Source organism: Occallatibacter gabretensis (genome assembly GCF_001449115.1).
GTDB classification, from domain to species: Bacteria; Acidobacteriota; Terriglobia; order Terriglobales; family Acidobacteriaceae; genus Telmatobacter; species Telmatobacter gabretensis.
Genome location: NZ_LAIJ01000009.1, coordinates 1,423,117 through 1,436,100, shown reverse-complemented (window position 1 = coordinate 1,436,100; position 12,984 = coordinate 1,423,117). Strand labels below are relative to the sequence as shown.

Annotated in this window: 8 protein-coding genes; 4 read left to right on the top strand and 4 right to left on the bottom strand. The window is 60.3% G+C overall.

Features of this window, described 5'->3' with window-relative positions:
• Window positions 1-151 precede the first annotated feature (151 nt).
• Both VO84_RS12265 and VO84_RS12260 read right to left on the bottom strand, forming a co-directional pair.
• Window positions 152-2,707 carry an ABC transporter permease gene (locus tag VO84_RS12265; protein WP_058187884.1) on the bottom strand — a complete coding sequence of 852 codons (2,556 nt, stop codon included), beginning with the start codon at window positions 2,705-2,707 and terminating at the stop codon, window positions 152-154.
• An 86-nt stretch (window positions 2,708-2,793) separates the two neighbouring features.
• Window positions 2,794-3,588 carry a sulfite exporter TauE/SafE family protein gene (locus VO84_RS12260; protein WP_058187883.1) on the bottom strand — a complete coding sequence of 265 codons (795 nt, stop codon included), beginning with the start codon at window positions 3,586-3,588 and terminating at the stop codon, window positions 2,794-2,796.
• Between the two features lie 125 nt (window positions 3,589-3,713).
• Between VO84_RS12260 and VO84_RS12255 the strand changes: the two genes are divergently transcribed.
• Window positions 3,714-4,559 (top strand): FKBP-type peptidyl-prolyl cis-trans isomerase, encoded by an 846-nt coding sequence (locus tag VO84_RS12255; RefSeq protein WP_058187882.1) that lies wholly within the window; start codon window positions 3,714-3,716, stop codon window positions 4,557-4,559.
• 71 nt (window positions 4,560-4,630) lie between these two features.
• Here VO84_RS12255 and VO84_RS12250 read toward each other — a convergent pair whose 3' ends face one another.
• Window positions 4,631-5,434: an ATP-binding cassette domain-containing protein gene (locus VO84_RS12250; protein ID WP_058187881.1), complete on the bottom strand. Its 804-nt coding sequence runs from the start codon at window positions 5,432-5,434 to the stop codon at window positions 4,631-4,633.
• A 104-nt stretch (window positions 5,435-5,538) separates the two neighbouring features.
• Between VO84_RS12250 and VO84_RS12245 the strand changes: the two genes are divergently transcribed.
• The 3 genes from VO84_RS12245 to VO84_RS12230 all read left to right on the top strand — a co-directional run bounded on the left by VO84_RS12245 (window position 5,539) and on the right by VO84_RS12230 (window position 12,160).
• Complete coding sequence (locus tag VO84_RS12245; protein WP_058187880.1) at window positions 5,539-5,937, top strand: hypothetical protein; 399 nt, start codon at window positions 5,539-5,541, stop codon at window positions 5,935-5,937.
• A 357-nt stretch (window positions 5,938-6,294) separates the two neighbouring features.
• Window positions 6,295-8,199 carry an amidase gene (locus tag VO84_RS12240; protein WP_157439858.1) on the top strand — a complete coding sequence of 635 codons (1,905 nt, stop codon included), beginning with the start codon at window positions 6,295-6,297 and terminating at the stop codon, window positions 8,197-8,199.
• Between the two features lie 1,039 nt (window positions 8,200-9,238).
• Window positions 9,239-12,160: an FAD-binding and (Fe-S)-binding domain-containing protein gene (locus VO84_RS12230; RefSeq protein ID WP_058187877.1), complete on the top strand. Its 2,922-nt coding sequence runs from the start codon at window positions 9,239-9,241 to the stop codon at window positions 12,158-12,160.
• On the opposite strand, the gene VO84_RS12225 is transcribed toward VO84_RS12230, so the two are convergent.
• Window positions 12,157-12,933 carry a heparin lyase I family protein gene (locus tag VO84_RS12225; RefSeq protein WP_197414006.1) on the bottom strand — a complete coding sequence of 259 codons (777 nt, stop codon included), beginning with the start codon at window positions 12,931-12,933 and terminating at the stop codon, window positions 12,157-12,159. The genes VO84_RS12230 and VO84_RS12225 overlap by 4 nt on opposite strands.
• Window positions 12,934-12,984 lie beyond the last annotated feature (51 nt).

The window sequence follows — 12,984 nt, the reverse complement described above, 5'->3', positions numbered from 1 at the left end:
TCTAACTGTCACAATTTGAGAAATGGTCCAAGAGAGCTTTGGGAATTCAACCCGGAGAGTGAACCACCTTCCATTGTTCCCTGCCCCTATCCACGCTTCAACGCATTCCGCAGAAAGAAATACTCCGCACTCGAAATTCAGCCTGTCTCCATCAGTCCGCGCGCAGCGCCGTTACCGGTTCCACGCTTGCCGCGCGCTGCGCCGGAATAAAGCTCGCAATCAACGCGCTCAGAAGCAGAGTAGCGGTCGCAATACCCAGCGCACTCAGATCGACTTCGCCCACCTGATACAGGCTTGAGTGCAGCATGCGCCCTGCAACAAAGGACAGCCCCAATCCCAATGCCAGCCCCACCACCACCTGCGCAAGCGCTGAGCGGAGCACCAGCAGGACCACGTTGACTCGCGATGCCCCAATCGCCATACGCACACCAATCTCCATCGTGCGCCGCGCAACCGCATACGCCATCACGCCATACAGGCCAATCGACGCCAGCAAAATCGCAAGCCCGCCAAAAAGCGTGCTCAGCTCAGCCACCGTTCGCTGCTGCTCGTAGTGCACATCGATCTGCTGCTGCAGCGGGTGCATATTCATGATTGCGAGATTGGGATCGACTTCCGCAAAGACCTTGCGGACCTGTGGCTCCAGGCGGCCCATATCGCCATCAATCCACAACTGGGCGCCGTTGATGAAGTGCGCCCACTTCTCGTTTTCCTTCAGCGCGCCGTCGGTGTAAGCAATGCTCTGCGAGAGCGCGCCGAAGACCATCGGCGCTGGCGGCAGCGCGGGGTCTGCGTATTTCGCGTCACGCGCCACCCCCACAATCTCAAAACTGTCGCTGTTGGCCGGCAGATTAAAGCCGAAGTGGCGGCCAATGGCATCGCCCTCCGGAAAAAACCGCCGCACAAAGGCCTGATTCACCACGGCAACATGCTGCGTATCTTCGCGATCCGAGAGAAGGATGCCGCGTCCTTCCACAAGCGGCTGGCCGATGGTGGCAAAGTAGTCCGGGCCCACGCGATTGTAGTCCACACTGTGTGCGCTATCGCTTGGCGGCACGCCTTCCCCGGGCTTCAGCACATATTCTTCCCAGTGCCCATCCATCGGGCTATCCAGCGCCACGCTCGCGCTGCGAACTCCAGGCAGAGCCTCAAGCTTTATCTTCAGCGCGCGATACATCCTATCGAGATCCGCAACCGTGTATTTAGCCAGCGGCGGTTCGATAGTCACAATCTCGCGATTCTCCGCGTGAAAGCCAAAATCCTGATGGCGCAGGTTCGAGATGCTATGCGAGAGCATGCCAGCCACGGCCACCAGCACCAGTGAAACGGCCGTCTGCATCACAATCATCGTCTTCTGTGGCAAACCCGCGCCGCCCCGCATAGTTCTGTTGGCCCCGCGCATTGAAACCATCGGGTCTGTGCGCGAAGCCAGCCACGCCGGCGCCATCCCTGCAATCAGACCGGTCACAATCGATAGCACCAGGCAGAACCCCAGCACAGGAAGCGATGGCGAAACATGCACCGGAGCCACCACGGCATAACGAAATGCCAGGCGCACAATCAGTCCCGCGCCGGCCCAGGCAACCACTACACCCAGCACACCGCCCATGACAGAGAGCAACATGCTTTCAAGAAAAGATTGCTGCAGAATCCGCCCCATAGACGCTCCCAGCGCACGCTGTAATGCCGTCTGTGGGCTCCGCGTCATCCCGCGCGCCAGTAGAAGATTCGCCACATTCGCGCACCCAATCAGCAGTACCGCCGCGCAGATGCCGAAAAGAATATACAGGCTGCTGCGATAGGAATCGCGCATCTCGCCAATGCCCTGTCCGCCTGGCCCCAGCCGAATCACCTGCCGCGAAAGCTCGTCTTTCAACTGCGTCTCGAACTGCGGCGCCATTGCGCCCTCGCCGGTAAGCCAGTGTTGCAGATAAGCAGTCAGCCGTTCCGATACACCCGCTGTTGTCGCGCCGGGCTTCAGCCGGCCAATCAGTCGCAGCCATGCCATTGAAGGCACATCGCAGTATGGAGCCTCGGCATCCGTCAGGTAATCCACCGATAACGGAACCCACAGGTCCATGGGATTGCTACTGAGCGTTTCGCCGAAAAATCCCGGCGGCGCAATGCCGACAATGGTGAAAGAAAATGTCTCAATCTGAAAGGTCGCGCCAATGATCTTCGGATCGCCGCCATAGCTGTTCTTCCAGGTGCGATAGCTCATCACAGCCACTGGCGGAGCGCCACGTCTGTCGTCCTCCGGCCTCAGCATACGTCCGGCAATCGCATTCACGCCCAGCGTCTGAAAATAGTTGCCGCTCACATACTCACCCATCAGCGCGCGTGCCTGCGCCCGATCTGCGTCCGTGCCGTAGCGTACGCTCAGCACACCGGGCTGCGCCTGAAAGGCGGCAACCTGATCGAATTCCGGCTGCGCGGCCACCGCAAGCTGCTTGTACAGCTTGTACGAGTAAAGTCCCCAGTCTCCCTCCGGGCTGTTCATCAGGCAGCACGCCTTGCCAATGCCAATCTGGTAAAGACGCGATGGGTCCGTCACCGGCAGTGACTTCAGCATGACCGCATCAATCAGCGAGAAGATCGCCGTGCACGCGCCAATACCAAGCGCAAGCGTCAACACCACCGTCGCCGTAAACATCGGCGCAAGCCTCAACTGCCGCACAGCGTAACGAAGATCAAGCAGGAATGTCATCGGAGAAATTCTACAGGCATAGCAGTGCGGATTCTTATGTCGCCGCTATAGCGGCCGCCAGGCGAGCGAAACCCCTGCACCAGGCTTTACCCATGCATCAGCGCATTCTGCAGAAAGAAATACGCCGCCGTCAACAATCCAATCGAAGCCACCGTCCAGCGCATCACGCGCTGGTTCACCTTCGGGCTCAAGCGCGCAGCCAGGTATCCGCCCACCGCGGCCAGCACCGCCATCTCCAGGCAGAAGCGCCAATCCACGCGCCCCGCAAGGATGAAAGTCAACGCGGGAATCCCAATCGAAACCACCGCCGTCAGCACCTTCAGCGCATTCATCTCGTGAATGTCATGCACGCCGCAAATTCCAAGCAGCGCCATCACAAGAAATCCCCCGCCTGCGCCAAAGTAGCCCACATACACGCTCACCGCCACCATGCCGATCACCAGTGCCACTTCATAGCGCTTGCCGCCCGAGCGCGTCGCGAGCCATTTGCCCAGCGGCATGCTCACAATAAACATCAACGCGGCAAACAGCAGCAGCCACGGCAGCAGCTCCTTGAACCAGTGGTTCGACGTAATCAGCAGCAACCGGCCGCCAATCCAGCCGCCCAGCCCGCTCGCCAGCGCAATCGGCGCCATCTTCCAGCCATAAGCGCGCAGATGCCTGCGAAATGCCACCAGTGAAGTAAGCTGCCCCGGCCACAGCGCCACAGTGTTCGTGGCCTGCGCCGTAACCGCGCCCACCCCCACCGCGCCGGTGGCGGAGAACAGCGCCGGCAGCGTGAGAAACGACCCTCCGCCGGCAATCGTATTCAGAGCTCCGGCAAAAAAAGATGCTACCGGCAGCCAGAGCCAGCGCACTACATCCACAAAATGTAGAGACATATTTCTTCACCATAAAGGCAGCCATATAAAGATGGAATATCGGACTCACTGCGCAAATCGCCTGGCCGCCGCACCTGGAGTGCTAAACTCCGATGTGAAAGCCATCCCGGAGTAGAAATAAAGTAATGAAATCCAGTTTTTCGCTGCTTGTCACGGCAGCCGCATTCGCCGCCATCCTTCCCGCACAGGCCCCAACAGCTTCCAAGCCCGCAGCGCCTGCAGCCCATGCTTCGACAACCTCCACCGCCGCAGCAGGCGCCATCAAACTGCCGCCCGGCGTTCCGCCCGCGCGCGGAATCGTTAAGACCGCCCTCGCGCTCAAGTATCAGGACACAAAGCTCGGCACCGGCCCTCTCGGCCAGGACAAGCAGATCTGGCACGTAAAGTACACCGGCTGGCGCGCCGCTGACGGCGTAAAGTTTGACGCCTGGGATGATCACCCTCAGCCCGCCCTCGGACCGGACGGCAAGCCGGTCATGGGACCGGACGGCAAGCCCAAAATGGGTGCCGCACAGCCCATGGAATTTCCCCATGGCGTCGGCCGCATGATCCCTGGCTTCGACCTCGCCATTGAAGGCATGCACGTAGGCGGCAAACGCCGTATCTTCATCCCTTGGGCGTTGGCCTACGGATACCGCGCCATCCCCGACCGCGGAGCGGAGCACCCCGGCATCCCCGCCAAGTCAGACCTCATCTTTGACGTCGAACTCGTAGGCGTATCGGAGATACCCGCGCCACCGCCCTCACCCATGCCACGTCCCGGCGGAATGATGCCCGGCGCACCCGGAGCCGCACCAAGACCCGGGCAACCCGGAACTCCCGGCCAACCCCCTGCGGCGGGCCAGCCATCAGCCCCGGCAACCACTCCCGGCAGCGCTCCGGCAACCGCGCCCACCACGACAACGCCGCCGCCAGCAACTACAACCCCGGCGCCTCAGCCCAAGCCAACAACTCCACCGCCTGGTCAGTAGAGAGAAAACATAAGTACAGCGCTGATGCATAACAGAAAAAGCCGGGGTTTCCGCCCCGGCTTTTCTGTTCCCTATTCCCTATTCCCTTGTCCCTGCTCTTTCAACTCCGGCGTAGCCGCCAGCAGTTGCCGCGTATAAGCCTCCCGCGGCTCCTCACACAAAGCCACCGCCTCGCCCATCTCCACCAGTCTTCCGCGCTCCATCACCGCAATCCGCGTGCTTAGGTATCGCACCAGCGGCATCGAATGCGAAATAAACAGATACGTCAGCCCATGCTCGCGCTGCAGCGTACGCAGCAGGTTCACAATCTGCGCGCCCACCGAGACATCGAGCGCCGATACCGGTTCATCCAGAATCAGCAACTTCGGCCTCAGCGCCAGCGCCCGCGCAATGTTGATCCTCTGCCGCTGCCCGCCAGAAAACTCGTGCGGATACCGTCCCAGCGCGCTCTCATCCAGCCCAACCTGCTTCAGCAGAATTACTGCCTCGGCATGACGCGCATTCGGGCCCATTCCTGGCTTATGAATCGCAAACGGCTCCGTCACAATCTCCAGCACCTGCATCCGCGGATTCAGCGCCGCATACGGATCCTGAAACACAGGCTGCATTTCAAGCCGCAGTTTTTTCATCTCCGCGCCCCGCGCCACAGCCACATCCACCCCGCCCACGCGCACCGTTCCGCTCGTCGGCTTCACCAGTCCCAGGATCATCCGCGCCACGGTCGTCTTGCCCGAACCCGACTCGCCCACCAGCCCCAGCGTCTCGCCCGGCTCAATCTCCAGCGACACGTCGTCCACCACCGTGCGCTCTTCCGTCTTCAAGCCCGCCCGCCGCAGATAACTCTTCGTTACCGATTGCACTTCAACCAGCGCCATGAGCCGATACTAAATGCTTCGCGGAAAATTCCAGTTGCTCACTGCCGTCCGCTCCGATAGGATGGCCTGCACAGCAGTTCAATTGAATTTCAGGGGAAGGGATTATGGCCACAATTCCAGGTCAACTGGGAGCGAGAGCTACGCCCTATGTAGCTCGGTTCCTGGGCAATCGTTTCGTCGGCAACTCCGTCCGCGACGTCATGTCGGATGTGGTCGGAGGCCTCGCAGATCCCTTCTACTCGCACGGAGTCAACCAGGGAATCGCGCATATCAACGACACAACCGGGTCTCGGCTTCCTTCCTACAACAGCCCGCCGCCCAATACCCTGCCGTCACTTTTCGGATCGACGATAGGTGGATACCTCTTTAACAACAGGACCTATCTCCAGGCGCGAGCCACGCAGACCTTTCATGGCCCCAATACAAATGAAGGAATCAATAACTTCGTCCAGGACACACACAACGCCGTCCACTTCGATCCCTTCGAGTCTTACGGCAGCTAGCCCCATCAACGCCCGTCATCTGAATGATAGGTATGGTTTGTCATCCTGAGCGAAGCAGGCCACGTCTTTCGTGGCCTGTGAAGTCGAAGGACCTGCCCTTGCTTTTGCTCTTCGCCAGTTCCGCCACAACCCTCGGGTGCCCCATTCATGGCGCGTTTTTTGCGCCATGGGTGGGATAGCACTCCCACCCACTCCCCACAAAACCAAGTGTCATCCTGAGCGAAAGGGGCCCCGAGCGTATTGCAGCTCGGGGGGTGGTGAGTCGAAGGACCCGCTTCTGCTTTTCTCCAACCTGTAACCTGAACAAACTCCGCTATAGTGTCGAAAAGACATCATCCCCATTCGTAGAGGATCCCAGTGACCTTCGACCGCCGCCGCTTTCTCTCCGCCTCCACCCTCGCAGGCGTCTCGTCCACCCTGTTTCCCGGCGTCCTCTACACCCTCTCCATACAAGCGCAGGAAGCCTCGGGAACGGACCAATCCAAGCCCCCGCAAATCACCCCGGAGATGATCGACCAGGCCGCCATCCTCGCCGGCATCGGCCCCTTCACCGCCGAACAGAAGCAGATGATGATCGACTCGCTCGTGAACGTAAACGGGTCGATGAAAGCCATCCGCAAGCTCAACATCCCCAACTCAGTCGCACCGGCATTCGTCTTTCATCCGCAGCCCGCAGCGAAGCCCGTTCCGTCGACCAAGACTGATTCCAGCAAGGAGTTTGACCGTATTGAATTAGGAGGTGGGCTCCTCACACCGCCTTCTGCTCCGGATCGTCCATCTCAGATTGAAGACCTGGCCTTCGCCAGCGTGAATGAACTGGCGAAGCTGGTTGCGGCCCGCAAAATCACCTCCCTCGAGCTCACAAAGATGTACCTCACCCGCCTAAAACGCTACGACTCCAAACTCCACTTCGTAGTCACACTCACCGAAGACCGCGCCCTCAAACAAGCCGCACAGGCCGACGCCGAAATCGCCGCCGGAAAATACCGAGGCCCGCTCCACGGCATTCCTTGGGGCGCAAAAGACCTCCTCGCCGTCAAAGGCTATCCCACCACCTGGGGTGCAGGCGGCTTCGAGCATCAATCCTTCGATGAAGACGCCACAGTAGTCCAGCGCCTCGACGCAGCCGGAGCCATCCTCATCGCCAAGTTCACCCTCGGCGCGCTCGCCATGGGAGACAAATGGTTCGGCGGCCAGACCCGCAATCCATGGAATCCCAAACAAGGCTCCAGCGGCTCCTCTGCCGGTTCAGCAAGCGCCGTCTCAGCAGGCTGCGTCGCCTTCGCCATCGGCTCAGAGACTCTCGGCTCCATCGCATCCCCCTCCACCCGCTGCGGCGTCTCCGGCCTTCGACCCAGCTTCGGTCTCGTTCCCCGCACCGGAGCCATGGCCCTCAGCTGGACCATGGACAAGCTCGGCCCCATCACCCGCTCAGCCGAAGACTGCGCCCTGGTCCTCGACGCCATCCACGGCCCCGACGGCAAAGACACCTCCGTCTATCCGGCGGCGTATTTCTGGGACCCCAACCTCGACTGGAAAACCCTCCGCATCGGCTACATAAAATCCGCCTTCGACCCACCCAAGCCGCCGACCCAACACGAACCCAAGCCCAACGAAACCCCCGAAGAAAAGAAAAAGCGGGAAGAAATGATCGCGAGCATGACGGTCAACCGCGCCCGCCGCGACTACGACCGCAAATACGATCTCGCCACACTCGACAAGCTTCGCTCCATGGGCATCAATCTCATCCCCGTCGAGCTGCCCGATCTCCCCTACAACGCCATGACGCCCATGCTCGAAGCCGAAGCCGCCGCCGCCTTCGATGACCTCACCCGCTCCGGCCGCGACAAGCTCCTCACCGAGCAATCCGCAGACGACTGGCCCAACACCTTCCGCATCGCCCGCTTTTACCCCGCGGTCGAATACGTCCAGGCCGCCCGAGCCCGCACGCTGGCCTGCCAGCAGGTATCGGCCCTCTTCGAAAAAGTCGACATCATCGTCGCCCCCACCAGCGGCCTGCAGCTCGTAGCCACCAACCTCACCGGCCACCCGGCACTCATCGTCCCCAACGGCCTCCGCGGCATCGACGCACCCCACCCACCCAAAGAAGACTCGGGCGAAAACGACAACATCGGCGGCCCCAACACCCCCGTCTCCATCACCTTCCTCGCCGGCCTCTACCAGGACGCAAAACTAGCCGCCTTCGGCCACGCCTACCAGGAGGCCACCGGCTTCCACAAACTCCACCCCAAACTCGACTAACCACCACGCTCCCCCACCTCCCTGCCAAACAAGTGTCATCCTTCGACTCACCACCCCAGACGTTTTCTTCAGTCTGGGGTGGTGAGTCGAAGGATCTGCGGTTGTTCTTGCTGTTGCTGCTTGTGAGTTCCACCGCAACGCTGGGTGCCCCATCCATGGCGCGTTTTTTGCGCCATGGATGGGATAGCACACCCGCCAACTTGAGCTTCGTAACAGGGCACGACTTTAGTCGTGCCGAAAAAGACACAAAAACATCCGGGCTTTAGCCCCCGCAGGATTCATATATCCACCAAAAATTTGTCATCCTGAACGTAGCCGTTTTTCAGGCCCGGGTCCCCGGCGACAGGTCTTCGTCGCTGGGGTGGAGAAGGAGTGAAAGACCTGCTTTTGCTTTCGCCATCCCACCACAACACCTGGGTTTCCCATGTCTCCCGGTTTGGGAGACATGGGAAACCACAAAACCAAACCTGCTGTCTTTCCGGAGGGAGTCAGGGCCTTCAGGCCCCGTAATAAGTTGGCTCAAAAATCCGGCCTTTAGGTCCGGAAATATTCTCTCTAAAACGGCGCTCCACCCTCGCCGAGTGCCCCATCCTTCGCACTCTTCGCCAAGGGCACTTCACCTTCCTCACCACCGCCCCTCATCCTGAACGAAGCCGTCTTCTTAAGGCGAAGTGAAGGACCTGCGGTTGCACTTGCCGTTGTTTTTCGCCCGTAGGACCACCACAAAGGGTGCCCCATCCTTCACGTTCTTCGCGAAAGGTAGGATTAGCACTTCACTCCCCCCACCTCCGCCACATTGTCCAAAACTCCGGCGAGTACAACTTCGCTGAAATGTCGGAAGAACTCGTCCGCTACGAACAGAGGAGGCATCCCGGAATCTTCCGCGCCAAAGGCTACCAGGACCCCACCCCCTCTTTTCACTGCGACAGTGAAAAAGCAGGCTGAATCAGCCACCACCACCCCTCCCCCATCCCATTTCACTGCCACAGTGAAATCAAAATCACTGTCGACTCTCATCCATAACCTGTAACCTGTCTGCGTGACCACTTCGCCCTTTGCGATCTTCAACCAGCCACCTCTCGACCACGAGCGCTTCGACGCCCACCGTGAGCTTGAGTCCCAGCTCAAAGCAGTCGTCCGTGGTGAAGTCAAATTCGACATGGGCTCCCGCGCCCTCTACGCAGCCGATGCCTCGAACTACCGCCAGCTTCCCGTCGGCGTCATCCTGCCCCGCGACGACGACGACGTCGAAGCCGCGCTCGCAGCCTGCCGCTCCGTCGGCGCTGCCGTCCTCGCCCGCGGCGGTGGAACCAGCCTCGCCGGCCAATGCACCAACGTCGCCGTAGTCTTCGATTACTCGAAGCACATGAACCGCCTGGCCTCCATTGACCCGGCAGCAAAGCTGGCCGTAGTCCAGCCCGGCATCGTCCTCGACCGCCTCCGCGAAGCCGCCGAAGAGCACCATCTCACCTACGCACCCGACCCTGCCACGCACTCGCGCTGCACCCTCGGCGGCATGATGGGCAATAACAGTTGCGGAGTCCACGGCCTGCTCGGCGGCAAAACCGTAGACAACGTCGAGCGCCTCGACATCGTCCTCTACGACGGCACCCGTATGTCCGTCGGCAAAACAAGCGACGAAGAACTAGCCGCAAAGATCAAAGCCAGTGGCCGTGAAGGCAAAATCTATGCTGGTCTCGCCCGCATCCGCGATCGCTACGCCCCGCTGATCCGCGAAAAATTCCCGCGCATCCCGCGCCGCGTCTCCGGCTACAACCTCGACGAGCTGCTGCCGGAAAACGGCTTCCACGTAGCCCGCGCACTCATCGGTTCGGAAGGCACCTGCGCCACCATCGTCTCCGCCACGCTCAACCTCGTAGCCAGCCCGCCGTACCGCGTGCTCACCGCACTCGGCTTCCCCGACGCCTTCCTCGCCGCGGACGCCGTACCGCAAGCGCTCGAACACTCACCCATCGGCCTCGAGGGCATGGACGACCTGCTCCTCAGCTTCATGCAGCGCAAAAATCTCGCCGTAGAAAACCTCGGCCTGTTGCCCAAAGGCGGCGGCTTCTTACTCGTAGAGATGGGCGCATGGACTCCCGAAGAAGCGCAATCCAAAGCCGAAGCGCTGGTCAAAGCCGCTCAGGACTGGCCCGTAGTACCTTCTGCTCGAATCTATGCCGCCGATGAAGCGAAGCGCGTCTGGTCCGTCCGCGAGTCCGCCCTCGGAGCCACTGTCTTCGTCCCCGGCGAACCCGAAGGTTGGGAAGGCTGGGAAGATGCCGGCATCCCACCCGAGCACCTCGGCGCATACCTCCGCAAACTCACCACCCTCATGGCCGAGTACGGGTACCGGAGTGCCCTCTACGGCCACTTCGGCCAGGGCTGCGTCCACCTTCGGATCAACTTCGACTTCCGCAGCGAAAAAGGCATCCGGGATTTTAGAGAATTCCTCGACCGCGCCACCGATCTCGTCCTCAGCTTCGGCGGTTCCATCAGCGGCGAACACGGCGACGGCCAGGCACGCGCGGCTCTGCTCCCCAAGATGTTCGGCCCCGAGTTGATGGAGGGCCTCCGCGAGTTCAAGATGCTCTGGGACCCGGCCAACCGCATGAATCCCGGCAAGCTCATCGACGCCGTTCGCGTCTACGATCCTGCAGAGAATCTCCGCCACAGTCCCTCGCAGCCCCACATCGCACTCACAACCCACTTCGCCTTCTCACGCGATGGCGGCTCACTCGAACACGCCACCGAGCGCTGCGTCGGCGTAGGCGCATGCCGCAAAACCGAAGGCGGCGTCATGTGTCCCAGCTACCGCGCCACCGGCGACGAACAGCACTCCACCCGCGGCCGCGCCCGCCTGCTCTGGGAGATGCTCTCCGGTGACCTGCGTTCTGAAGGCTTTCAGAGCCACGCCGTGCATGAAGCACTCGACCTCTGCCTAAGCTGCAAAGCCTGCAAGACCGAGTGCCCCGTGCAAGTGGATATGGCGCAATACAAATCCGAGTTCCTGGCCCAGCGCTACAAGGGCAAGCCCCACCCGCTTCGCCATTACGTCTTCGGCTTCGCAGACAAGCTCGCAAAGTGGGGATCGATCACGCCCGGCCTCACAAATGCAATTCTGAACGGACCACTCACCAGCCCACTCATCAAGCGCATCGTCGGCATCGCAAAAGAGCGCGAGCTACCAAAGCTCGCCGCAAAGCCCTACATAAGCTCACGCAAACGTGATGCGCGCACCGCGCAGTCACCCGTGCTCCTATGGCCTGACACCTGGAACAACTACTACCATCCCCAAACACTCGCTTCCGCTGAATCGCTTCTGTCGGATGCAGGCTTCCATCTGCAAACGCCACGCGGTCATATCTGCTGCGGACGCCCGCTCTACGACTTCGGCCTGCTCGATGCGGCAAAGAATTATCTGTCAGACGTACTCACCCGGCTATCTCCCGAAATCGACTCAAACCTGCCCTTCATCTTCCTTGAGCCAAGCTGCGCCAGCGTCTTCAAGGATGAACTGCCTGAGTTATTACCCAACGATCCGCGCGCAGCAAGGCTAAGAGAAAATGTCTGGCTCCTCGCCGACTGGCTCGCAGCCAAAGCCCCCGAGTCCGTAGCTGGCCGCCTCACCGGCAAGCGCGTGCTCATCCACGGCCACTGCCATCACAAGGCCGTCTTCGGCGGGCCAAAAAGCGAAATCGCCCTGCTCCGCGCCGCTGGCGCTACCGTCGAGCCCATCGAAACCACCTGCTGCGGCATGGCCGGCCCTTTCGGCTTTGAAGCAGAAAAGTACGAAGTCTCAAAAACCATCGCAAACCTGGGCCTGCTCGGCCCCATCAACTCCGCCGCTCAAGAAACGATCATCGTAGCCGACGGATTCAGTTGCCGCGAACAGATCGCACAACTCAGCCACCGCGAAGCAATACACTTCGCCGAAGCACTGGCCACACCAGAACGCTAGTTATCGGGAATCTCGCGCTTGCGATATTCATCAAGATAGATCGTCATCGGCTGCGGCATCACGTTCCGGTAGAGTCCCATTTTGAAAGGAAAATAGCCGGGTACGGGATAACCAGTTGCATCACCTGAAGTATTGGCAGTTATGCCGCTGTAATCCACGACCTGCTTGCCATCCAGCCATGTCCGCACAATGCCGTTTGTCGCTGGAGTAAGGCGCACCTGGAAGCGCAGATCGAGCCACTTCCCACGAAGGTCGCGCTTCTTCTCATACAGAACGATGAAGCGATGATTGAGATCCTGCGTAATGCGGAGCACTCCATTGATGTAGCGCACGGCAAGAACAGGGCTGTTGTTGAAGCAGGGCAAGTCGGGATGGGGACAATACTCCAACCATTGCGCGACTACAAGCCGGACAGGAACGATTGGGAAGTCCTTTGGAAGATACATGCTCCACGAAAACTCATACAGCCTGTTTTCGCGGGTTGTCAGAGGCCGCGCTTCCCGAAGTTCATCTCGTTCGCTATCGGCATCGCCGCCAACGCCACGCCAGAACACGTCATTTGGGTGCAGATCGATACGAAGGGCGCTGTGCCCTGCACGAACAATGCTCGATTCTATGCTGACGGAACTCGGGACGAGGCTTTCTGTAGCCCAGAGGTCGCTCAGAACAGGTCCTTCAAAGCCGTCATAAACGTCGATCGGCGGCCTGGAAGATTGTGCGTAAGCTAGAAGCGAGGAAACGATGAAGAGGCAAATTAGGACGACATGGCGCATAGAAAATCCGAAGACCGCGTAAGAACCGCAAGACCGCCTCAGCAGCATACC

Bases quoted from the DNA above. Each gene is read 5' to 3' on its own strand.
- VO84_RS12245 (WP_058187880.1), top strand. From the start codon at position 5,539: ATGGCCACAATTCCAGGTCAACTGGGAGCGAGAGCTACGCCCTATGTA.
- VO84_RS12265 (WP_058187884.1), bottom strand. From the start codon at position 2,707: ATGACATTCCTGCTTGATCTTCGTTACGCTGTGCGGCAGTTGAGGCTT.
- VO84_RS12255 (WP_058187882.1), top strand. From the start codon at position 3,714: ATGAAATCCAGTTTTTCGCTGCTTGTCACGGCAGCCGCATTCGCCGCC.
- VO84_RS12260 (WP_058187883.1), bottom strand. From the start codon at position 3,588: ATGTCTCTACATTTTGTGGATGTAGTGCGCTGGCTCTGGCTGCCGGTA.
- VO84_RS12250 (WP_058187881.1), bottom strand. From the start codon at position 5,434: ATGGCGCTGGTTGAAGTGCAATCGGTAACGAAGAGTTATCTGCGGCGG.
- VO84_RS12225 (WP_197414006.1), bottom strand. From the start codon at position 12,933: ATGCGCCATGTCGTCCTAATTTGCCTCTTCATCGTTTCCTCGCTTCTA.